This window comes from Corynebacterium freneyi (assembly GCF_030408835.1).
GTDB lineage: Bacteria > Actinomycetota > Actinomycetes > Mycobacteriales > Mycobacteriaceae > Corynebacterium > Corynebacterium freneyi.
This window is the reverse complement of record NZ_CP047357.1, coordinates 858,866-881,982: the sequence shown is the minus strand read 5'-3', so window position 1 is coordinate 881,982 and position 23,117 is coordinate 858,866. Positions and strand designations below refer to the sequence as shown.

Annotated in this window: 18 protein-coding genes; 14 read left to right on the top strand and 4 right to left on the bottom strand. The window is 67.5% G+C overall.

What is annotated here, in order from left to right; all coding sequences use genetic code 11:
* The first annotated feature begins 2 nt into the window (after nucleotides 1-2).
* From CFREN_RS03935 to CFREN_RS03920, 4 genes are read left to right on the top strand one after another with little or no spacing between them, the layout of a single operon-like run.
* A complete protein-coding gene (locus CFREN_RS03935; protein ID WP_070521090.1) occupies nucleotides 3-1,544 on the top strand; it encodes a DUF3375 domain-containing protein in 1,542 nt (513 codons plus the stop codon).
* Nucleotides 1,541-2,272, top strand: coding sequence for a DUF4194 domain-containing protein (locus CFREN_RS03930; RefSeq protein WP_209653724.1), 732 nt, complete (start codon nucleotides 1,541-1,543; stop codon nucleotides 2,270-2,272). Before CFREN_RS03935 ends, CFREN_RS03930 begins: the two co-directional genes overlap by 4 nt.
* Nucleotides 2,269-5,625 (top strand): ATP-binding protein, encoded by a 3,357-nt coding sequence (locus CFREN_RS03925; RefSeq protein WP_070521095.1) that lies wholly within the window; start codon nucleotides 2,269-2,271, stop codon nucleotides 5,623-5,625. Before CFREN_RS03930 ends, CFREN_RS03925 begins: the two co-directional genes overlap by 4 nt.
* A complete protein-coding gene (locus CFREN_RS03920; protein WP_209653725.1) occupies nucleotides 5,625-6,899 on the top strand; it encodes a Wadjet anti-phage system protein JetD domain-containing protein in 1,275 nt (424 codons plus the stop codon). The genes CFREN_RS03925 and CFREN_RS03920 overlap by 1 nt, the downstream gene beginning before the upstream one ends.
* 3 nt (nucleotides 6,900-6,902) lie before the next feature.
* Here CFREN_RS03920 and CFREN_RS03915 read toward each other — a convergent pair whose 3' ends face one another.
* Nucleotides 6,903-8,516: a SulP family inorganic anion transporter gene (locus CFREN_RS03915; protein ID WP_209653726.1), complete on the bottom strand. Its 1,614-nt coding sequence runs from the start codon at nucleotides 8,514-8,516 to the stop codon at nucleotides 6,903-6,905.
* 191 nt (nucleotides 8,517-8,707) lie between these two features.
* Between CFREN_RS03915 and CFREN_RS03910 the strand changes: the two genes are divergently transcribed.
* The 3 genes from CFREN_RS03910 (at nucleotide 8,708) to CFREN_RS03900 (ending at nucleotide 10,982) form a co-directional block, all read left to right on the top strand.
* The gene (locus CFREN_RS03910) at nucleotides 8,708-9,121 is read left to right on the top strand and encodes a MerR family transcriptional regulator (RefSeq protein WP_239252271.1); all 414 of its coding nucleotides are present in this window, start codon (nucleotides 8,708-8,710) and stop codon (nucleotides 9,119-9,121) included.
* A 59-nt stretch (nucleotides 9,122-9,180) separates the two neighbouring features.
* A complete protein-coding gene (locus CFREN_RS03905; protein WP_070521100.1) occupies nucleotides 9,181-9,513 on the top strand; it encodes a cupin domain-containing protein in 333 nt (110 codons plus the stop codon).
* A gap of 239 nt (nucleotides 9,514-9,752) precedes the next feature.
* Nucleotides 9,753-10,982, top strand: a complete 1,230-nt coding sequence (locus tag CFREN_RS03900) for a methyltransferase domain-containing protein (RefSeq protein ID WP_209653727.1) — start codon at nucleotides 9,753-9,755, stop codon at nucleotides 10,980-10,982.
* On the opposite strand, the gene CFREN_RS03895 is transcribed toward CFREN_RS03900, so the two are convergent.
* Complete coding sequence (locus CFREN_RS03895; RefSeq protein WP_070521104.1) at nucleotides 10,975-11,367, bottom strand: hypothetical protein; 393 nt, start codon at nucleotides 11,365-11,367, stop codon at nucleotides 10,975-10,977. The two genes, CFREN_RS03900 and CFREN_RS03895, sit on opposite strands and share 8 nt — an antisense overlap.
* A 379-nt stretch (nucleotides 11,368-11,746) precedes the next feature.
* Here CFREN_RS03895 and CFREN_RS03890 point away from each other — a divergent pair, with 379 nt between their 5' ends.
* The 5 genes from CFREN_RS03890 (at nucleotide 11,747) to CFREN_RS03875 (ending at nucleotide 17,862) form a co-directional block, all read left to right on the top strand.
* Nucleotides 11,747-13,309 carry a protein adenylyltransferase SelO gene (locus CFREN_RS03890; protein WP_239252275.1) on the top strand — a complete coding sequence of 521 codons (1,563 nt, stop codon included), beginning with the start codon at nucleotides 11,747-11,749 and terminating at the stop codon, nucleotides 13,307-13,309.
* 83 nt (nucleotides 13,310-13,392) lie between these two features.
* Nucleotides 13,393-13,902 (top strand): helix-turn-helix domain-containing protein, encoded by a 510-nt coding sequence (locus CFREN_RS03885; protein ID WP_209653731.1) that lies wholly within the window; start codon nucleotides 13,393-13,395, stop codon nucleotides 13,900-13,902.
* Entirely contained in the window at nucleotides 13,820-14,170 is a 351-nt protein-coding gene (locus tag CFREN_RS12875) for a VapC50 family PIN domain-containing toxin (RefSeq protein ID WP_224372224.1), read from the top strand. The genes CFREN_RS03885 and CFREN_RS12875 overlap by 83 nt, the downstream gene beginning before the upstream one ends.
* A gap of 484 nt (nucleotides 14,171-14,654) precedes the next feature.
* The gene (locus tag CFREN_RS03880; protein ID WP_209653733.1) at nucleotides 14,655-16,274 is read left to right on the top strand and encodes a Re/Si-specific NAD(P)(+) transhydrogenase subunit alpha; all 1,620 of its coding nucleotides are present in this window, start codon (nucleotides 14,655-14,657) and stop codon (nucleotides 16,272-16,274) included.
* Nucleotides 16,275-16,278: 4 nt separating this feature from the next.
* Nucleotides 16,279-17,862: an NAD(P)(+) transhydrogenase (Re/Si-specific) subunit beta gene (locus CFREN_RS03875; protein ID WP_083291356.1), complete on the top strand. Its 1,584-nt coding sequence runs from the start codon at nucleotides 16,279-16,281 to the stop codon at nucleotides 17,860-17,862.
* 191 nt (nucleotides 17,863-18,053) lie between these two features.
* Here CFREN_RS03875 and CFREN_RS03870 read toward each other — a convergent pair whose 3' ends face one another.
* Entirely contained in the window at nucleotides 18,054-18,269 is a 216-nt protein-coding gene (locus tag CFREN_RS03870) for a hypothetical protein (RefSeq protein ID WP_290252526.1), read from the bottom strand.
* 69 nt (nucleotides 18,270-18,338) lie between these two features.
* The gene (locus CFREN_RS03865; protein ID WP_209654749.1) at nucleotides 18,339-19,928 is read right to left on the bottom strand and encodes a glycerol-3-phosphate dehydrogenase/oxidase; all 1,590 of its coding nucleotides are present in this window, start codon (nucleotides 19,926-19,928) and stop codon (nucleotides 18,339-18,341) included.
* A gap of 162 nt (nucleotides 19,929-20,090) precedes the next feature.
* Here CFREN_RS03865 and CFREN_RS03860 point away from each other — a divergent pair, with 162 nt between their 5' ends.
* A complete protein-coding gene (locus CFREN_RS03860) occupies nucleotides 20,091-21,716 on the top strand; it encodes an FAD-binding oxidoreductase (RefSeq protein WP_244979553.1) in 1,626 nt (541 codons plus the stop codon).
* A 143-nt stretch (nucleotides 21,717-21,859) separates the two neighbouring features.
* A complete protein-coding gene (locus CFREN_RS03855; RefSeq protein WP_209653737.1) occupies nucleotides 21,860-23,104 on the top strand; it encodes a CapA family protein in 1,245 nt (414 codons plus the stop codon).
* Nucleotides 23,105-23,117: the final 13 nt, after the last annotated feature.

The window sequence follows — 23,117 nt, the reverse complement described above, 5'->3', positions numbered from 1 at the left end:
GTATGGCGGTGATCGGCAGTGCTGCGGCGCGTTCCCTTGAGCTGAGGCGGCTCGTGGATGACTCGCGCGTGTTCAGCCTGCTCCGAAGCCATCATGCACCGGTGATCATCGCCGTCATCTCGGAATACTTCCCCGTCGGCACCCAACCCCGCGCAGCCGGTGAGGTGTACGAAGCCCTGTCCGACGACCTCGCGCGGTTGCGGTCACGGGGCATCGACATGCCGCGCAGCGCCCAACAGTATTGCGGTGACTGGGTCGGTTCCGGCTGGCTGATCCGCCGACCGGGCAGCACCTCAACAGGTGAGACTCTCGAACCGAGCGAGGAAGCGCTCATCGCCGTCGACATGGCGTCACGGCTGACGGCGCCACGCCCGGCGGCTACGGCGTCGCGAATCACGTCGTTGACGGAACGGATCCAGTCATTGGCGCGCGACACCGATCCGGATGCTCAGAGCCGCCTGGAAAGTCTGTACGCGCAAAGGGCCGAATTGGAGGCGCGGATCGAAGACGTCGCCGCCGGAGAGTTCACGCTGCCGAGCACGGAGGAGATCTCCGAGCGCATATCCGACATCCTCGACTCGGCCGCCGCCGTGCCCGCGGATTTCGCCAGGGTCCGACAGGATCTCGAGGACTTGAACAGGACTTTGCGGCGGCAGCTGTTGGACCCCGAGGGAACCCGGGGCGATGTTCTGGAGGACATTTTCCGCGGCGTCGACTTGATCGGGGAATCCGAGGCAGGCAGGAGCTTTTCGGGCTTCTATGCGATGCTGCTGGATCCCGAACGCTCCGAATACGTGGATGCGTGGATTCGCCAGGTGCTTGACCGGGACTCATCGAACTCCCTGTCGCCGGAGGTCAAACGCCGGTTGCGACGCCTGTTCCGGGACATGGAGATATCCGGCGCCGAGGTCAGCCAAGTGTTGACGGGATTGTCGCGGTCCCTGCGCCACTATGTCACCTCCGACGAGTTCGCGGAGGACAGGCGAATGCTCGAGCTGCTCCGGCAAGCTCGTGGGGCGGCGGCGGATGCAGCGGAAAAGGGTCAGGCGAAGCCGTTGACCAACTTGTCTACTGCGGTGGAACTGATCGGCATGTCGATCGATTCGGTTTCGCGATTGCGGCTCCGGAATCCCGGTGAGGAGCGGGTCGCCGTGGTTCTGGAGGATTCCCCCACCGCGACCGTGGACACCGCCGAACTTCTCAATAAGGTCCGGGCTAGCGAAATCGACTTCGAAGAACTGCGCAACAACGTCTTGGCGAGCATCAATCGCCACGGAACGCCGACCATCGGCACCGTCCTCGCCGATCACCCAGCGACCCAAGGCCTCGCCAGTATCGTGGGCCTTTTGCACATGGCCATGCGCCACGGCTACCCGGCCGTGGCACTAGACACCAAAACGGAGGTCGATACCGCCGCTGGTGTGGCCCGGGAAATCGTCACCTGGAACGGTGAAGGCGACGAAGGCAAAGCCCGGATTCCCCGGTGGTTTTTCGACGAACGCAGCTTCCACAATCATGGTTCCGAAGGAAGGTCAACGTCATGACCGAACCCGCACACGCGCGGATCGCAGATCCGACGGCAGCCCAAGCGGAGACTCCACTTGGCCCCGACCAGCTCTGGCGAACCGACACGGGCACGTTGTCGGCCGCGTCGCGTCGGGCACTGGTCCGTTTGCTGCAGGGACCACTGGTCAGAGCTGATAAGCAGCCCGAAGTGTGGAAGGCGATTCTCAGCGACGAAACCGAGCTGCGTTCGCGCCTATCGGACGTGTTCCTGGATCTTGTTCTTGACGAAACATCAGGGATCGCCTTCACCCGGATGGTCGACGCCGACGAGAGCGTATCGGTACCAAAGGTGCTTCGCACGGTGCCGCTCAATCACATCGACACGGTCGTCTTGCTGCATCTGCGCACCGAGCTGGCCATGGCGCAACCGGGTGAACGCGTGATCGTGGAGAAGGACGAGGTCTTCGACGCTCTCGAGGTGTACCGCGTGGGCAGCGACCGGGACGAAGGGACGTACCGGACCCGATTCGACGCTTCATTCAAACGAATCGGCGGATACAACCTCATCTCGGCGACCGAAACGGAAGGGCGATTCGAGGTGTCCCCCGTACTCAAATCAATCTTCGACCCCGACATCGTCGCCGGCATCCGCGACGAGTACCTGGCCATGTCCGGTGGATCTGGTTCATCCGACGGCGATGGGGCCGGCGGCGATCCGATCGACGTCGACGCCGCGTTCGAGGACCGGGAAGGAACGGAAGAGTGACCACGGCAATCCACCCCGGCCAGTTCCGGCTCAGCCGCGTGCAGCTGATCAACTGGGGCACGTTCGGCGGGTACGTCGACGTCGACGTGCCCCGGCAGGGTTTCCTGATCACGGGCGGTTCGGGCTCCGGAAAATCGACGCTCATCGACGCCATCTCCACCGTCCTGGTCCCACCGCAGAATGTGCACTTCAACGCTGCGGCCCAGCAAACGTCGTCGGGTCGGGGCGGCCGCAGCCTGGTGTCCTACATCCGCGGTGCGTGGCGGCGCGGCACCGACGAAAGCGGTGACATCACCCAGAGTTACCTGCGCCCGAAGGCCACCTGCACCGGCATCTGCCTGACCTATTCCGACGGCGACGACTCCGGCGCCTCCGGCGCCGCCACCGAGGTGTCGCTCGCCGCCCTGTATTACCTCAAGGCCGGTGACAACTCGCAGACCGGCGTCCGCCGTCTCTTCGGCGTCCTCGACGGGCCGGTCGAGCTACGGGACATGTACCCGTACCTGACCTCGGGCATCGATGTCCGCGGCCTGAAGAAGAAGTGGAGCAACGGCAGCTTCACCGACAAGCACACCGTTTTCTCGGGTCGATTCCGCAAGAAACTCGGCATCGCCAACGAGGAGGCGCAGCTGCTGCTCCACCGGACGTTGTCGGCGAAATCCCTGGGCAGCCTCGATCAGCTTTTCCGCGATTACATGCTGGAAGAGCCGCTGACCTTCAGTTTCGCCGACACCGCCGTCGAGCAATTCGGGGAGCTGCGCGAGGCCTACGACAAAGTCCAGGACATCCGCGCCCAGATCTCCGCATTGGAACCGCTGCCCAAACACGCGGCAGCCCGTCGCGAAGCACTGGTTGGCACCCGTGACGCCGAGCTGATGAGCAACGCCCTGCCCCGCGTGCAAAACCGGATCCACGCTGAACTGCTGCGCGAAGACATCGCGGCGGCGGAAGCGCGCTTGGCTTCGCTGCGGGCTGCGCTGTCGGATCGGGAGTCGGCGAAGAAGCGGGCGGTCGCGGCGCTAAAGGACACCGAACTCCGCCTCGCGCAAATCGACGGCGGCCGGCATGAGTCGCTCATCGCGGAGCTCGGCGACATCCGGGACAACATCGAACGCCGCCGCGCCAAGCTGGAGGGGCTGACCTCTTCCATTCATTCCCTCGGCGGCCAAGCTCCCGCGTCGAACGCGGACTTCAACGACCTGCTCGCGGATGCCGCGCGCCGTCTCGCGGATTTTGACGCGGAGTTCGCGGCCCTGCAAGCGACCGGATATGACCTGAGCACCGACCGGAGGGACGCGCGATCGGCCGTCGCAAAGCTTTCGGAGGAACTGGCGGCCCTGCAAAAACAATCGAACAACATCGGCATGCGTCACATCGCGGTGCGGGAGCGTCTCTGCCGCGAGTTGGGCGCCTCCACGGGTGAGCTGCCGTTCATCGGCGAGTTGCTGCAGGTCCGCGCCACCGAAGCTGAATGGCGGCCCGCGATCGAACGGCTGCTCGGGGGATTCGCCCAGACGCTCGTCGTCCCGGAGTCGCTCAAAGACCGGGCATCGGCATGGATCAACGACAACAACCTGCAGGTCCGTCTGGTCTACCGGGTGGTTCCGCTGGGAGCCGCACCCCGGGTCAAGCGAGTGTCGGCGCGGGCACTTCCCCGCAAACTCGACATCGCCGACGGCCCATACCGGGAATGGGTCACGGCTCAGCTCCACGAGCGCTTCAACTACGAGTGCGTGGATTCGCCACGCGACATGTTCGACCACGACCGGGCCCTGACGCGGCAGGGTTTGGCCAAGCACTCGAAGGACCGGTTCGAAAAGGACGACCGCTCCCCTCTGGGCAACACGCGCAACTACAGGCTCGGTTGGTCGAACGACGAAAAAGTCGAGGCCTTGCGCGCCGATTTGGCCACGGCGAAGAAGGTGCTCCGCACTCGCGAGGAGGTACTGCGCACCCATGACTCGAAGGTGAAGCGACTGCAGGATGATCGCCAGTGCGCCGCCGAGATCCGTGCCGTGGAGTGGTCGGACATCGACGTCGCCGGCGCGGAGAAGGCCGCCGACGACATGGCCGCGCGCATCGCAAGTTGGTCGACAGACAACCCCGACATCGCGAAGATCCAAGTCGAGTACAACCGGGCCAGCCTGCTGGAGAAAAGCGCCAACGAGGAGTACCTCACCGCCCGCGATGCCGTGACGACGGCGGCGAACAGGCACTCCGACATGACGGAGCAGCTGGAACAGCTCGAACGAGAGCAGTCCGACGCCGATGCCCCCGACGACGCCGACGCAGCCCGCGGTGACGCGCTCGTCGAGGAGCTGTTCTCTTCCCTGACCCGCCGCCCCACCGCCGCGGGAATGGAACGGCTCGGGCAGGAGGCCCTCCGCAGCATCCACGAGCTGCAGCACCAGCACCAGCGGAAACTCCAATCCGCCGACAATGCCATCACCAGGGTGCTCGGGGCGTACATCACGCAATGGCCCTCGGAGCGGTCGGATCTCCGAGCGGAGCCGTCGTTCGTCGGGGACGGCGTCAAGCGTCTGGAGACCCTCCGCTCGGACGGTCTCGCCCGTTTCCACAACCGGTTCATGGAACTGATGAACGACCTGTCCGGGCGAAACCTCGGGCAACTGTCGGCCGAGCTTCGTCGCGCCAGGTCGGACATCGAGGACCGCATCCGGCCCGTCAACGATTCGTTGGCCAAGTCGGAGTTCAACCAGGGGCGGTGGCTCCGTATCGACGTGCACGACGCGACGGGCGAGACGGTGCAGAGCTTCCTGAAGGAGCTGGAAGCTGCGGTATCGGGTTCGCTCGCCACCACCCGCGCGGATGGGACCGATGCAGGTGTCGCCGAAGAGCGCTTCGAAAAGATGGCGGCACTGCTCGACCGGCTCGGATCCGCGGATTCGGCGGACCTGCGCTGGCGCCGGCAGGTGCTGGATACCCGCAAGCACGTCAGCTTCATCGGCGTGGAGTACAACGCCGTCGGCGACGTGGTGGACACGCACCGCGATTCGGCGAGCTTGTCCGGCGGCCAGGCCCAGAAGCTGGTGTTCTTCTGTCTCGCGGCGGCGCTGCGCTACCAGCTCGCCGAACCCGACCAGCCGGTGCCCACCTACGGCAGCGTCATCCTCGACGAAGCCTTCGACCGCGCCGACCCCGAGTACACCAGACGTGCGATGGACGTGTTCACGAGCTTCGGATTCCACATGATTCTGGCCACCCCGTTGAAGCTGATCCAGACGTTGCACCCGTACGTGGGCGGCACGCTCGTCGTCGCATACCAAGAATCGGTGGACGACCGCGGACGCGACGTCGCGTCGACGCACGTGTCGGAAGTGGAGATTTTCTGATGGCCCGCTCGGTACCCGTGGCTCCGTCCGACATCGCGGCTCGCTTGTCCCGCAAGGTGGACCAGCACGCGGGAGCGTGGCTTTTCGACGACCCGTCGGCGTCCGCCGCAGGCGTGTCCGTGCCATTGCATCCGCCGAAGATCCCATCCTCGAGCGCCGACGCGGAAGCCGGGGCCGCGTTCATCCGGTCCTGGCAGGAAACGGAGCTGACGTGGCGGAAGTCCGGGCTCGCCGCGGACGTTGATTGGCGCGAGCGGAATTGGCGCAGTTGGGGCGTACAGACCGTGCCCGAGCGGGTGCAGATCACCGGAGCCGATGCCATATGCGTGGCCGCGGGGCGGGGTTCCGAGTGGCGACGATGGGTTCGCCGCCGCGACGCGCTCATATCGGCCATCATCGGGTCACGGGGGCCTGGCGAGGTCTCCGAGAATTCGCTCAGGTCGGCGATATCGGCGACCTGGAAGCGCTGGGCTCCCCTGGCGGACGGCGAAATTGCCAAGCTGGGCGCCGTCGTCGCATGGTTCCTGGGAAATCCGGACTCTGGCTTGCTGCCACGGGCCGTGGCGGTCCGGGGCGTGGACGGGAAATGGCTGGAACAGCACAATTTCGTGGTCCGGCGGTTGGTGTCGGGAGCACGCGGCGAAGAATCCGCAAGCGTCGGCGACCTCGGGTTGGGTCGGCGGCCCGCGACGATCCGCCTCCGGCTGCTCGATCCGGGACTCGGCCCCGGTTGGCCGTCGACGGATGTGGCGGCACCGATCACCGACATCGCCGAATTGTGGTCTGCGGCGGACCGGGGGAACGTCGGCGTCGTCAAGCAAGAACCGGAACGGCCGCGTACCGCGATCATCGTGGAGAACCTGGAGACGTTCCTGTCCCTGCCCCCGGGAGAATTCGGCCCCGGCGCAGTAGCGGTGTGGGGCGCGGGCTACGGGGCCACCGAGCTGGCGCGGCTGCGGTGGCTGCGCGAATGCAGGGTGCTCTATTGGGGCGATCTGGATGCCCACGGATTCGGGATCCTCAATGGGCTGCGGGGTTCCGACGGGAACCTCGATGTGAGGTCCGTGCTCATGGATCGGGCGACTTTCGAGGCATACGCCGACCTTGCCGTGCCGGACCCGACGGCGACGCGAGCCTCTTTCGTGCATCTCACGGCCGCAGAAGCCGACGCGTTGGACGCCCTGGTCGTCGCCGGGGATCAACGGCTGGAACAGGAACGGATCCCCTTGTCGGAGGCCCTTCGAGCCTTGATCGCCGCCATCCCCGGCGATTGACCGCTAGTCCCCCAGCTTCCCGGACAGCCGCTCGAGCCGGTCGAGGCTCGGCCCGTCGAGGCCGACGACGGTGAGCTCCTTGCCCTTGGCCTCGTACTTGGTGCGGATCGCGTCGAGAGTGGCGACGGTCGAGGAATCCCACACATCGGCCTCGGTGAGGTCGAGGATGACGTGGTCGGGGTCGTCGGAGTAGTCGAACTGGTACACCAGGTCGTTGCTGGACGCGAAAAACAATTCACCGCGGACCTTGTAGCGGCGGACGTCGATGTTGCCGTCACCGTTGACATCGGCTTCGTGGACCTTCTCCACGCTGACCATGTGCGCCACGCGGCGGGCGAACATGATCATCGCGGCGACGACGCCGAGGATGACGCCGATGGCCAGGTTGTGCGTGACGACGGTCGACGCGACGGTGACCACCATGACGGTGGTTTCACTCAGCGGCATGATCCGCAGCGTGCGGGGGTGGATCGAATGCCAGTCCATCGTGCCGACGGAGACCATCACCATCACCGCGACCAGGGCGGCCATGGGGATCATGCCGACGACGTCGCCGAGCGTGACCACGAGGATCAGCAGGAAGACGCCGGCGAGCAGCGTGGACAGGCGGGTGCGGGCACCGGATTCGCGGACGTTGATCATCGTCTGGCCGATCATGGCGCAACCGCCCATGCCGCCGAAGAATCCGGTGATGGCGTTGGCGACGCCCTGGCCCCAACCCTCGCGGGTCTTGTCGGAGTGAACCTCGGTGATGTCGTCGACGAGTTTGGCGGTCATCAGCGATTCCATCAGCCCGACCAGGGCCATTGCGAAGGCGTACGGAGTGATGATCGTCAGGGTGTCCAGGGTCAGCGGAACGTTCGGGATGAGCAGCTCGGGCCACGATTCCGGCAGCTCGCCTTGATCGGCGACGTCGGGGACGTTCCAGCCGGCGGCGACGACGACGATGGAGATCGCCAGGATGGCGATCAACGGCGCCGGCACAACGGTGGTGACGCGCGGGAAGAACACCATGATGGCGATTCCGACGGCGACGAGCGGGTACACCAGCCACGGCACTCCAACCAGATGCGGGATCTGCGCCATGAAAATGAGGATGGCCAGCGCGTTGACGAAACCGACCATCACCTGCCGCGGAATGAACCGCATAAGCTTGGCCACGCCCAGCAGGCTGAGCACGATCTGGATGATGCCGGCGAGAATGACGGTGGCCAGGAAGTACTCGACGCCGTGTTCGGCGACGACGGGCGCGATGACCAGTGCCACGGCGCCGGTGGCGGCGGAGATCATCGCCGGGCGGCCGCCGGTGAACGCGATGGTCACGGCCATGGTGAACGACGCGAACAGGCCCATGCGCGGGTCAACGCCCGCGAGGATGGAGAATGAGATCGCCTCCGGGATCAGCGCCAACGCCACGACGAGGCCCGCGAGGACCTCCTTGCGCAGCCGGGTCGGCGACCGGAACGCGAACTTGAACGAGTCCACGACCCCCACGGGCGCGTCCGGCTCGGGCCGGCGGTCCGTGCGGTCCGCATGGTCGGCGCGGGGTGTGGCGTCGTTCGGGGTTTCCTGCTTGGCGACGTCGCGGCGTGCGGGGTCGTCGGCGCTGTTCGTCATTGATGGCCTTTCGGGACGGGAAATGGGGTCGGTCCGCCGCGGCAAACCCTCCCCCAACGTGAGAATCAAACCTACCGTAACGGTAGAGTTCGCCGGCGACCAATCGGAGGGCCATTCAGTGCGGTCGGGCAACCCGGGCCGCTGGGTAGCATCGTGGGCGACGTCGGATGAAGTCGGATGAAGGAGGAACGATGCGCGATGTCGGCGACGGCACACCGCTGATGAAGATCGGCGAGGTCGCCGAGCGCACCTCCCTGTCCATCCGCAGTCTCCGCCACTACGACGAGATGGGCCTGGCCAGCCCGTCGGCTTATTCGCCGGGCGGCTTCCGCCTGTACACGGAGGCCGACGTGGAGCGTTTGTTGACGATCCGCCGCATGAAGCCGCTCGGTTTCCCGTTGGAGCGGATGCGCGAGTTCGCCCGTGCGGTGGATGCGCTTCACGACGATCCCGCCGATGCCGAGGCCGCCGCCGTCGTCGATTCCGTTCGCGTCGAAACCGCCGAACGCCTGCGCAAGCTGCGCAAGCACCTGGCCTACGCCGAGGAGTTCGCCGACATCGTCGACGAGGTCAACACCCGGTTCACGGCACCTCCTGCGCCGTAATGGCCGGCCATGACCACACGGGGCGACGCTGGGCAGTCGTTGTCCGGCGAGCTCTTCGAATGAATCCGAATGACAAGGAGTTCAGCGTGCCGGCGGAGATCCGCATAATCCGCGCCGCCGGCACCGAGTCGCCCCTCTCCCCCGGCATGGCACAGCGGACCAGCGCCGGCCTCGGGATCCGCCACTCCGAACTCAACGCCTCCGGTTACCTCGACGGCAAAAAGTTGCGGACCATTCAAGCATGGTTGCCGCCGGACGACCTCGGCGCCGCCCCCTCCCACGACGAGGTCGACCTCAACGATGCCCTCGCCGAGGGCACGCTCGTTCCGGTCGTGTCGGGCACGCCGGGCCTTGCACCGCTGAGCATCCGCACCACCGGCGCCACAAAATGACACCGGATGAAAGCGTCGACCACACGCCGCAGGGCAGGTAGCGCGTCCTTTTTCGGACCGGCCGGGTCGTCGCAAACTTGCTTTGCGGCGGCCCGGTTCGGCGTGTGCGGACAACCCCCTCGACAATCCAGCCAGGCTAGCCTAGGCTAATTACTTAAAGCGGTATTTTCCATTCGACATAACGGGTCGATGCTGCCGCCGACACCGCAGGCCCGGCCACACGACGAGGGAGACCCACCATGACTGCACGCGACAGAGATTTCGACCAGCTCCAGGGCCACTGGTTGCTGGCCCGACTTGGCAAAAAGGTCCTTCGGCCCGGCGGCCGAAAGATGACGGAGTGGATTCTCGACCGGGCTCGCCTCACCGACGCCCGCGTCGTGGAACTCGCACCGGGACTGGGGATTACGGCGACGGAAATCCTGAATCGCGCACCGGGGGATTACGTCGGCATCGACGAAGACCCCGACGCCGCAAAGACGACCGGCAAGGTCGTTGGCGACAGGGGCCGGGTCATCGAAGGCAAAGCCCAGGAAACGGGGCTCGAGGATAACTCGGCGGACGCCGTCGTGGGCGAGGCGATGCTCACCATGCAGGGCGACAAGGGCAAGGCGGCGATTCTCGACGAGGTTCGTCGGATTCTCGTTCCCGGCGGTCGCTACGCGATCCACGAACTGGCGTTGACCCCCGACGACCTGGACGCGGCGACGAAGGATGAGATCCGCATCGCGATGTCCAAGGCCATCCGGGTCAACGCCCGACCACTCACCGTCGCGGAGTGGCGAAACCTCCTCGAAGAACACGGATTCGAGGTCGAGCGCATCCGCACTGCGGAGATGGGACTGCTCAAACCCTCCCAGATGCTCAAAGACGAAGGGATCTTCGGAGTTGCCCGCATCGCAGGCAACCTGATCAAGCATCCTGCAGCGCGTAAGCGTGTTCTCGGCATGCGCAGCGTTTTCGTCGAGAACGACGATGTCCTCGCCTCGATCGGCATCGTGGCCCGCTTGCGCGACACCGCCGACGCCGCCGATGCGACGGCCGCCGATTCCAACGCTCCCGCACCCGGGAGCGAAGCATCGTCCGGCGCCCGGCACCGGCCCAAGATCGAGTTCCTCGACGACGACCAGCAAGCTGAATTGACCGCCGATCCGGAGGCTCTGAGCTTTCATGACGTCGTCGCCGCCGCCCCGCCCGCCAAGGACGGCGACGGCCCGTCGGTGAAACGGCTACAGACGGCCGAAGGGGTAAACATCATCGCCATGCGTTTCCGTTCCGGCCAGACCTTGCCCGATCATCGTGCCGCACACCCGATCATGGTGCAATGCCTCGAGGGCCAGGTGCGCTTCACCGTCGGCGACCGCTCCGAAATCCTGACACCGGGATTCGTCGCCCACCTGCCGGCCATGGTCCCGCACCGGGTCGACGCGGACGAGGACTCCGTGTTCTTGCTGGCGATGCTCACGTAGCCCCGGCCCCGTTTTCGCGGTTGCGGAAATCCACGTACTCCCGGCTGCCCACCTCGTCCGATTCCCCCTCGTCGACGGCCAATGCAACATAGTCCCGCAGCCGCTCTTCGGCGCCCTTGAGCTCGGCCAGGAATTCATCGAACCTCGTCTCCGACACCCCATCGACCATCGGCAGGTCGGGAACTCCCTCCATGGTCGCGAGCACATTGGCGGTGTCGCCCCACATTTCTTCGACATACGACCGGGCGATCTCACCGTCCTCGGCGAAATCGTCGACAAGCCCGACACGCGCCGCCACCAGCGTCTCCGCTTCCGAAAGGCGCGCCCGGTCGACATGCGGCCCGCAGCCGACGAAGTAACCGACCGTCGGGGAATCCTGCGTCAACGACCCCGCCCTGCTCGGCGACCACCCCGAACGCGACCTGCAGGTGCAGCTCCATGTTCCGGGTGTCGTCATCGGCATCCGCCCATGCGAACAGCCGCTTGACCTGCTGCATCATATGAAGGTCCATGGACGGCCCCTCGCTTTCGTTCTCCGGCTCAGCGCCGACACCACGGCCGATTCCGCGGTTGCGCCCGGAGACTATGCGACGCGCCGGACCGCTCCTACCCTTGCTCAAACGGTCGTTCGAGAAGCCCGTCGACGTGCCCGCCGCGCACCGCACATCACCCCTCGTCGTCCGTAGACTCGACCCATGCCACAGACGAACGAGCCGACCGCCGCCACCCCGCCCGTCCGCCTGTCCGCCGACTTCGCCGACGCCATGCCGGAAATGGCCATCGCCTGGGCCGCACAGGAGGCCCCCGCGCCGGAGATCGTCGTGCTCAACGATGACCTGGCCCGCGAACTGGGCCTCGACCCGGAATGGCTGCGCACCCCCGCAGGCGTCGAGTTCCTGCTGGGCCGCACCGGCGTCACCGACGGCGACGCAACCGCCGACGGCACCACGCCCAACTCGACGGCCGGCAACTCCCCCGCCTCGGCCCCCTACTCCCCTTCCGCGCCGTACCGCCCGATCGCGCAGGCGTACTCGGGCCACCAATTCGGTCATTTCGTCCCCATCCTCGGCGACGGCCGCGCACTGCTGCTTGGCGAGATCACCGACCGCAACGGCAATCTCCGCGACATTCACCTGAAGGGCTCCGGCCCGACGCCCTTCGCCCGGCGCGGCGACGGCCTGGCGGCGTTGGGCCCGATGCTGCGCGAATACCTTGTGGCCGAGGCGATGCACGCGCTGGGCATTCCCACGACCCGGGCGCTGGCGGTCATCGCAACGGGTGGCCACGTCCAGCGGGAACGGGTACTTCCGGGCGCAGTGCTGGTGCGCGTCGCGTCGAGCCACCTGCGGGTCGGCTCTTTCCAGTTCGCGCGAGCCCACGGCGGCGACGACGTCGTCAAGCGTCTCGTCGACCATGCCGCCGTCCGCCACTACCCCCACCTGCTCGATCTGCCGGAGGCCGACCGTCCGCTCGCCTTGTTCGATGCCGTCGCCGACGCCCAGGCCGACCTCGTCGCGGCATGGCTGGGCGCCGGCTTCGTGCACGGGGTGATGAACACCGACAACGTCACCATCTCCGGCGAGACCATCGACTACGGGCCCTGCGCCTTCCTCGACGCCCACGATCCGCGCGCGGTGTTCAGCTCCATCGACGGTCAGGGCATCTACGCCTTCGGGGCCCAACCCCGCGTGCTCGAATGGGATTTGGCGCGGTTCACCGAAACCCTCGCCCCGCTTTACGACGCCGACCCCGACCGCGCACTGGCCCTCGCCCGCGAACACCTGGCCGGGTTCAGGGGGCTGATGGACGGCCGCATCCGCGATGCGTGGCGGGCGAAATTGGGGCTGGCCGGTGGAGCCGACCGGGCCGACGCCGTTGCCGTCGACGCCGTCGTCGAGGAATGGCTGGCAATGCTCGGCGACGACGCGCCCGACCACACGCTCGTCCACCGCGCGCTGACGCTCGTCGCCGCAGCCGACGGGCGGGACGGCGACTCCCCCGACACCGTCGAGGACGCGCTGCTCGCCCACTTCTCCGACTACGACCGCGCACGGGAATGGCTCGCCGCATGGCGCGAACTCTCGCCCGACGCCGAGTCGATGCGACGGTCGAACCCGATCTACATCCCCCGCAACCACCTGGTCGAAGAAGCGCTGGCCGCCGCAGGGGCCGCCGACGCCACCCAACCCCGCGACATGGGCCCCTTCCACGCGCTGCTCGCGCGCATCACCGCCCCCTACGTCACCAGCGACAATCCCGACGACGAACGCTACGAACGCCCCGCGCCCGCAGAGTTCGGCGACTACACCACGTACTGCGGGACGTAGCTGCAAGGTGTTTCATCCCCTACCCGACTGCGCTAAGCTGGGGCCAAATTCGAACGAAACGAACGCCGGGAAGGGGATTCGCCATGACCATTGCAAATAACACCTTTTTCCCGACCAACGATGAAGCCATCGCACCGGTTGTCGACTTCGTCGACGCGTTCCAGCGCAAGCACTCACGAGAACCCGATGCCCAGTGCTTCCTCTCCGGGCCGGGAAAGAACGAGCACGTCGCACTACCGCGGGACCTGCACGAAATCCTCGCGCAAGCGGCACGTGCCCTCATGAGCGGGCAAGCGGTGACCATTCACCCCAACAACACCACCATCACCACTCAAGAGGCCGCTGACCTGCTCGGAGTGTCGCGCCCCACCGTGGTCCGGCTCATCGATGCCGGAAAGCTGCCGGCAGAAAAGATCAACCGCCATCGTCGACTTCTCCTCGGCGACGTCCTGGAGTACCACCGCGAACTCCAGGAGAAGCAGCGAAGGTTCATCGCCGACACCACCGACGATGGCCCAGCGCCGTCCGCCGAGGATTTCCGCACCGTTCGCCGGAAGCTCGCTCGGGCACGGGAGAATCGGTCCGTCGACTGAGGAACGCGCCGGCGCGATCGTCACCGACAACATCAAGGATTTCCCGGGGGATCTCCTTCCGCCCAATATCGACGTCATCACACCGGCCGCGTTCATCGCGGACTCCGTCGGAATCGACTGCTCCGTGGCACGCGCAGCCCTCATCGAAATGTTGAACCGACGACGGAATCCCCCGATGTCCTTCCACGCGCTTCTCGCGACACTCGAGGAGCGCTACCAGCTTCATGAAGCCTGCGAACTACTTCGATCCGCCGACGCCGAGACCTGACCCCTCGGAGTAGATGGCGCGCCGAAGCGCAACCGGAACACCACCCCCGGCTACTACACCCGCTCCCGGAGACGAAGCGGGAACGGCAGCCTCCCCTGCGCGCCGGACGGCCCATCGCCCCACCCCACCGCCGTTATCCACCCCTCACGGCGGCACGCGGGCACGGCGACGTCGCCAAGCAATCGAATGATTCCAGAACCATTTTCGGCGAAACCCGCACGGAACATACGGTCTTCATCTTTTAATAAACAGACCGAAGAAGGCGGAGCATCTGCCATCGGCGCCCGGACCACCCGCACCGGCACGGCCCCGACGCCCCACGCACACACCGCAGACGGCGGCGGGAACGGCCCTCGGACGCCATGATGCCCACCGGCCACACACGATATTACACCCAAAACGAAGCATGCGTCACCCCCGCTTCCCACATCGTGTCCCGCCGACCGCCCGAATTCATGTCCCGCAAGCCATCCAGGAGTCCACAATGCGAATCGGAATCCCCATTGAACCGGATGCCCGGCAGCCGCTCGTCGCGGCGACGCCGGACACGGTCGCCAAGCTGATCAAGCTCGGCTACGACGTCGACGTCCAGGCCGGGGCCGGCGACGACGCCGCCTACCCCGACGATCTCTACGAGGCCGCCGGCGCCCGACTCGTCGGCGAGGACGTGTGGCGAGCGGACATCATCACCACCCTCGACACCCCGCCCGCCGAATACCGCGCGCTGATGAAGCCCGGCGCGATGCTCATCTCGCGCCTCGCCCCGGGCCGCAACCCCGACCTCGTCGAAGAGCTCGCCGCCTCGCACGTCACCGCCCTGGCCATGGACGCCGTGCCGCGCCTGTCGCGCGCCCAGTCCATGGACGTGCTGTCGTCGATGGCCAACATCGCCGGCTACCGCGCCGTCGTCGAGGCAGCCAACGCCTTCGGCCGCCTGTTCACCGGCCAGGTCACCGCCGCGGGCAAGGTCCCGCCGGCCACCGTCTACGTCATCGGCGCCGGCGTCGGCGGCCTCGCCGCGATCGGCACCGCCAACTCCATGGGCGCCATCGTCAAGGCCACCGACCTGCGCCCCGAAGCCGGCGAGCAGGTCGAATCCATGGGCGCGGAGTTCATCCCGATTCCCGTCGCCTCCGAGAAGTCCTCCGACGGCTACGCCAAGGAGATGACCGACGACCAGGCCACCGCCGCCGCGAAGCTCTACGCCGAGCAGTCGGCCGCCGCCGACATCGTCATCACCACGGCGAACATCCCCGGCCGCAAGTCCCCGCTGCTGCTCACCGCCGACGACGTCCGCGCCATGCGCCCGGGCAGCGTCATCGTCGACATGGCCGCGGCCAACGGCGGCAACTGCGAGCTCACCGTGCCCGGCGAAGTCACCGTCACCGACAACGGCGTCACCATCATCGGCCACACCGACCTCGCCGGCCGCCTGCCCGGCCAGGCGTCGCAGCTCTACGGCCAGAACATCGTCAACCTGTTCAAGCTGATCACCCCGGAAAAGGACGGCACCCCGGTCCTCGACCTCGACGACGAGATCGTCCGCGGCATCACCGTCACCCTCAACGGCACCTGCGCCAGCAAGGGCGGCGACACCGGCAACGTGGAAGCCGGGACCACCGGCGCCGCCACCGACACCTCGATCCTGTGGCCCCCGCCGCCGGTTCAGGTCTCCGCCACCCCGGCAGCCGCCGCGCAGGAGAAGCTCGCCGCCGAGGCCACCGCCGAAGCCCCCGAGAAGGTCGCCTTCATGGGCGGCACCGGGGCGAAGATCGGCCTCGCCTTGGTCGTCGCCCTCGGCGTCCTGGTCATCCTGGCCAGCCCCGCCAGCGTCAGCGCCAACTACATGGTGCTCACCCTGGCGATCGTCCTCGGCTTCTACGTCATCTCCTCGGTCACCCCGCGCCTGCACACGCCGCTGATGTCCGAGACCAACGCCATCTCCGGCATCGTGCTCGTCGGCGCGATCCTGGTGGTCGGTTCGAGCAACGTCATCGTCAGTTCCCTGGCCTTCCTGGCCATCATGCTGTCGTCGATCAACATCTTCGGCGGCTTCACCATCACCGACCGCATGCTCGGCATGTTCCGCAAGGAGGAGGCGTAAAACCATGGCCACCATCACCGACATCACCACCGTGGCCGCCGACGCGGCCGCAACCGGCGGCACCGACGCGCTGCTGGACTGGACCAACCGTCTGTCCACCCTCGGCTACATCGCCGCGGCGCTGCTGTTCATCCTGTCCCTGGCCGCGCTGTCCAAGCCGGAGACCGCCCGCCGCGGCAACACGCTGGGCATGACCGGCATGGCCGTCGCCGTGATCCTCGCCATCGTGCAGGCCGTCGCGACCTCCATCCGCGACACCGAGGGCGACTACCAGCGTCCGCTGACCATCGTCATCCTCATCGGCCTGGCCATGGCGCTGGGCGGCATGTTCGGCACCTGGCGCGCCCGTTCCGTCGAGATGACCGGCCTGCCGCAGCTGATCGCCTACTTCAACGGCTTCGTCGGCCTGGCCGCCGTGTTCATCGGCTACAACTCCTTCATCACCGAAGACGAGCTCACCGGCAACGCCATGGCGTTCCACTTGGGCGAGGTCTACCTGGGCGTCTTCATCGGCGCGGTGACCTTCTCCGGTTCCATCGTCGCCGGCTTGAAGCTGGCCGAAAAGATCAAGGGCGCTCCGGTGCTGCTGCCGGCGCGCAACGTGCTCAACGTCCTGATCCTGCTGATCTCCGTGGCACTGATGGTCACGTTCATCATCGTCGGCGAGGGCTCCCCCGCCTGGATCGCGCTGGGCGTCATGACCGCCCTGGCCCTGTTCCTGGGCTGGCACCTGGTCATCGCCATCGGCGGCGGCGACATGCCCGTCGTCGTGTCGATCATGAACTCCTACTCCGGCTGGGCCGCGGCGTTCACCGGCCTGATGCTGTCCAACCCGCTGCTGATCATCACCGGCGCCCTGGTCGGCTCGTCGGGCGCGTACCTGAGCTACATCATGTGCCAGGCGATGAACCGCTCCTTCCTCAACGTCCTGCTGGGCGGCTTCGGCACCGACGCCAGTGCAGTCGCCGGCGGCGGCGAGGCCGGCACCCACACCGAGGTGTCCGTGTCCGAGGCCGCGGAGCTGCTGAAGATGGCCAACACGGTCATGATCACCCCGGGCTACGGCATGGCCGTCTCCCAGGCGCAGTACCCGGTGGCGGAGCTGACCCGCACCCTGCGCGAAGCGGGCAAGGAAGTCACCTTCGGCATCCACCCGGTCGCCGGCCGCCTGCCGGGCCACATGAACGTGCTCCTCGCCGAGGCGAAGGTCCCCTACGACCTGGTCCTGGAGATGGACGAGGTCAACGACGACTTCGGCGACGTCGACGTCGTGCTGGTCATCGGCGCCAACGACACGGTCAACCCGATCGCCAAGGAGCCCGGTTCCCCCATCGCCGGCATGCCGGTGTTGCAGGTCTGGGAGGCCGAGAAGGTCATCGTGTTCAAGCGTTCCATGGGCTCCGGTTACGCGGGCGTGCAAAACCCGCTGTTCTTCAACGACAACACGGACATGCTGCTTGGCGACGCCAAGTCGTCGGTGGAGAGCATCATCTCCGAGCTGAAGTCCACTCCGGCGGGTGACGCCGCGGGATCCGCCCGCGACGCCTCCGGCGCTCAGCAGGTGCCGGCGTCGGTGCACCGCAAGTAACGCACGACGACGGCGGGACACCCGCGCACTCCGGGACACCGCATACTTCGGGACACCGCGAATTCCGGGAAAGGAGCCCGGGCGCCTCATCGGCGTCCGGGTTTCGGCGTTGTCGCAGGTTCGAGATTTCGGCGTTTCCGGCGCGTCCGGACAGGCGGACCTCCCCCTACCCCCCCTTCCCGACTGAGGCGTTACTTCGCGCCCGGGACGCCCGCGGCGATGTTCGCGGCGCGCAGACCGTTGTCGCGGGTCAGGGGCGACATTCGTTTTGCCGGAGTGGGCCGGACCTCATGCTTCCGCGAGACCTCCTGCTTCCGCGAGGACATCAGCGTGCGGATGATCCGCGCCGCCACCGCGGGCTTTTCGACGAGCAGCCAATTTATCGCCCGGTTCCGCAGGTCGTTCACCGCCGCCGCGATCTTTCCCCGTCGACCGCGTCCCGTCGTGGTGTCGGCCCGTTTCCGTCCGGCCATCACTCACTCATCCCCCGTCACGGCGATGCCATGCAGCGCGAGGACTTCACGGGCGAACGGCGCCGCGGCGACGCGGTCGGCGGCGACCAGGCCGATGCGGGTGCGGCGGTCGAGGATGTCGCCGACGTTCATCGCGCCCTCATGGGTGACGGCGTATTCGAATTCCGCGCGGGTGACGTCGAGACCGGCGACCTTCCCCAACGGGTCCGGCACCGTCGCGACGGCGACGACCTTCGGGGCCTCGTGACCGTATCGGGCGACGAGCGATTCCGGCAGCGCGGCCAACTCCGCCTCGCGCACGCCCCAACTGCCGCGATGGCCCGGCGCGCCGACCAACGGCAGCTCCATCGTCCGACATTCCCCTGCGTGCATCCCCCGGTCGGCGACGACGACGTCGACGGTCTCCTGGGCCATGAGCCGGTATTCGGTGAATTTGCCGCCGACGATGGAGATCAGCCCGTCGTCGGACGTCACCGTCGCATGCCGGCGCGACAGGTCAGCCGTCGATCCGGCGTCGTCGCCGTCGGGCACCAGCAGCGGCCGCAGTCCGGTGAACGCGCCGCGCACGTCGGCCCGCGTCACCTTGGTCTCCAGGGCACGGTTGATGTTGTCCAGCAGGAATTCGACGTCGGACTCCGGCGTCGGCGGGACGTCCGGCACCTCACCCGGGGTGTCCTCATCGGTCAGCCCCAGGTACACGCGTCCCAACTGCGCGGGCAGGAGGAACAGATAGCGGCTGATCGATCCGGGCAGCGGCACGGTCAGCGATCCGGTGGGGTTGCCGAAGGTCTCCGCATCGAAGACCAGGTGCGTGCCGCGCGAGGGCCGGATGCGGATGTCGTCGTCGAGGCTCCCGGCCCACACGCCCGTGGCGTTGACCACCGCGCGAGCCGACAGCCGGAACCGGTCGCCGGCCAATTCGTCGACGAGCATCGCCCCGCTCCCGGTGGCGTCGACGGCGCGGCACCGGGTGATCACGCGGGCGCCGTTGTCCGCCGCAGTCCGGGCGATGGCGGTGACCATGCGGGCGTCGTCGATGATCTGCCCGTCGTAGTTCACCCACGCTCCCCGCAGGCCGTCGCGAAGCACCGTGGGCACCATCTCCAGCGTCGCCGCCCGGCCCCGGTAGCGCGAGCGCGGCAGCACCGTCGACGGCGTGCGGGCGGTCATCCTCAGCAGGTCTCCCGCGGCGTAGCCGAGCCGCACGGCCGCCTTCTGCAAGAGGGTGGTGTCGTCGGCAAGCGGCGTGACCTGCGGCAGCGCGCGGATCAAGTGCGGTGCGATGTGGCGCATCAGGCGGCCGCGCTCCACCGCCGAGTCACGGGCGATGCCGAACTCCATCTTGGTCAGGTACCGCAGGCCGCCATGGGCGAGTTTGGAGGACCAGCGCGACGTGCCGAATCCAAGGTCGTGCTTTTCGACGAGAACGACGTCCAGGCCACGGGTCGCCGCGTCGAGTGCGACGCCGACGCCGGTGATGCCGCCTCCGACGACGATGAGATCGACGGGTCCATCCGCGGCCTTCAGCTCCCCCAGCCAAGCGGCGCGGCGCGCGGCGTCGAGGGCGGTGCCATCGTCGTGCACGGCGTCCATCGGCTCCACGATCCCTTCGTTGCGCCGGGGCCCGCGCCCCATCGCGTCACCTCCCCAGAATGGCCATTTCATTGACATTTTGTCAACGTTTGTCACGACGGTGTCTCGTATGATTCGCCCGCCGCATTCCGGCGCACGGGGCATGTGCGTAACATTCCGGCCATGAGCAGCCGGGAAAGCATCGGAGTCCCCCGCCCGCCGATGGAGTTCAACCTCTGGGGCACCGCGGACGAGGCCAAGCCGCTGTCTCGTGGCGTGCGCACGCTGCTCACCAAGGCCTTCGGCGTCGACAAGCCCCTGCCCCGCATTCCCGAAGGCGACGTCGCCATCACCGAATCACGGCTGGCCCCCGATGACATCGCCGCGCTGGCGGACATCGTCGGCGCAGACCGGGTAACCACGGACTTCACCCAGAAGCTGCGGCGCGCCCGCGGCAAGTCCTACCCCGACCTCATCGGCTGGCGCCTCGGCGGAACCCATGACGTGCCCGATGCCGTCGTCGCCCCCGCCACCGACGACGAGGTGCTGGACATCCTGCGCTGGTGCAGCCGCGAAAAGGTCGCGGTGGTGCCCTTCGGCGGTGGCACCAGCGTGGTCGGCGGCGTCGACCCCGTGCGCGGGACGATGCGGGCGGTGATCAGCCTGGACCTCGTGCTTTTCGACGACGTCACCGACGTCGACGCCGAATCCGGCCTGGCCACCCTCGGTGCGGGATTGACCGGTCCGGCCGCCGAGTTTCTCCTGGCCGACCACGGCCTGCAGCTCGGCCACTACCCGCAGTCCTTCCCCTACGCCACCATCGGCGGTTACGCGGCGACGAGGTCGTCGGGGCAGTCGTCGGCGGGCTACGGGCGGTTCGACGACATGGTGCGGTCGTTCACCGTCGTCACGCCCTCCGGGATCCTCGAGGTCGGGGCGGCATCGCCGGCCACCGCCGCGGGGCCGGACCTGCGCGAGCTGTTCCTCGGCTCGGAGGGAATCTTCGGCGTCATCACCCGCGTCCGTCTGCGCGTCCACCCGATCCCCGAGGTCAAGCGCTACGAGGCGTTTTCCTTCCCCTCCTTCGACGCCGGCGTCGCCGGTGTGCGCGCGGTGACGCAGGCCGGCGCCGGGCCCACCGTGATCAGGCTTTCCGACGAAATCGAATCCAGCCTGAACCTCACTTCCGACGAGGCGATCGGCGATGCGTCGCAGGCGCCGGAAGGCTGCCTGTGCTTGACGATGTTCGAGGGCACCGCCGACCACGCCGCCTCGCGCCACGCGGAAACGAGGGCGCTGCTCATCGCCGCCGGCGGCACCCCCGTGGGAGAGGCGCCCGTGCGGTCGTGGGAGCAGGGGCGCTTCGGCACGCCCGTGCTGCGCGATGCGCTGCTGGACAACGGCGCCCTGTGCGAGACGCTGGAAACCGCCACCGACTGGTCCAACGTCGCCCGCCTGAAGAAGGCCGTCACCCGCGCCCTGGCGGACGCGCTGCGGGAAACGGGCACGATGACGCTGACCATGTGCCACGTCTCCCACGTCTACCGCGACGGCTGCTCGCTGTATTTCACCGTCCTCGCCGCCCGGGGCGACGACCCCGACGCGCAGTGGCGGGCCGCCAAAGACGCCGCATGCCGCGCGATCGTCGCCAACGGCGGGACCATCACGCACCACCATTCGGTCGGCGTGGACCACGCGCCCTATCTGCGCGACGAGATCGGAGACCTCGGCATCGCGGTGTTGCGAGCGGCGAAACGCGAACTCGACCCCGCCGGGATCATGAACCCCGGCAAACTGCTGGAGGCGTAGCGCCGCGCGGCACCGTGGAGGCTCGGCAAGGCGCAGCACCGACCACCGACGGGGTAGCACCCCCGATACGCTGGACTTTCGGGGGTACCCGGGCATCCCGCCAGAAGTTGCGCACCCTTAAGGTTTCATAAGATCATCGAACAATGCGTTCCGCCCTCATCTCCCCCATCTCCCAGAAGACCCGGGTGTCCGGTCGCTCCGCGTGGCGCCGCGCCCGCACCGTCATCGCCGCAGGTTCCGTCGGTCTGCTCGCCGCGCTGAGCGCCTGCTCCACCGGTGGCGACACCGACCCCAACGCCGACACCAGGGTCGACGCCACCGCCGACGGCGCGCCGCTGCCCGCCGAAGTCACCGTGAACCTCACCGGCGACCTGCTGTGGCACCCGGCCGTCTACGAGTCCGGCATGATGCCCGACGGTTCGTACGATTACAGCCAGACCTTCGCGGGCGTGCGCCCCGAGGTCGAGGCCGCCGACCTGGCCATCTGTCACGAAGAGGTGCCGTTCGCCCCGTACGAGGGGCCGTTCTCCGGCTACCCGAGCTTCGCGGCTCCGCCGCAGATCGCCGCGCAGGTCAAGGAGACCGGCTGGGACATGTGCACCACCGCGTCGAACCACTCCATCGACGCCGGCACCGAGGGGCTCGTGCACACCCTCAACGTGATGGATGAGGCGGGCATCGTGCACGCCGGGTCCGCCCGCAGCCAGGAGGAGTTCGACGCCCCGCGCATGTTCGAAACCGCCGAGGGCGTGAAGATCGCCGTCGTCGCCGGCACCTACGGCCTCAACGGCCTGATCCCCGAGTTCGATTACCTGGTCCCGGACCTGGATCCGGACACCTTGCTCAAGCGCGCCGGGGACGCCCGCGAGGCCGGCGCCGACATCGTCATGGTGGCCATGCACGCCGGTGACGAAGGCGTCACCGAGCCGAACGCCCAGCAGCAGGAGCTGGCGGAGCTCCTCACCCAGTCCGATGACGTCGACATCGTCTACGGCCACCACGCGCATGCGGTGCAGCCGATCGAGAAGGTCAACGGCAAGTGGGTGATCTACGGCCTGGGCAATCTGGTCGCCCAGCAGCTGTCGACGAACATCCCGGCGTTCGAGGGCCTGATGGTCGACGTCACTTTCGTGCCGAAGGAGGGCGCCAACTCGGCGACCGAGGGCCCGGCATGGGAGGTCGGCACGGTCACGTTCACCCCGACGGTCATCTCTCCCCCGGGCATCCACCCGGTGACGGTGACCCCGATTTCGCGGGCCATCGAGAACACGCGCGCCGAGTTCGGCGAGGATGCCGACGTCTCCGGGCTCGAGGCCGCCCGCGAGCGCACCCTCGCCGCCGTGTACTCGCGCGGTTCCGAGGGCGAGGCCGACCTGGTCGAGGGCTGATCTCCTGGGGCGC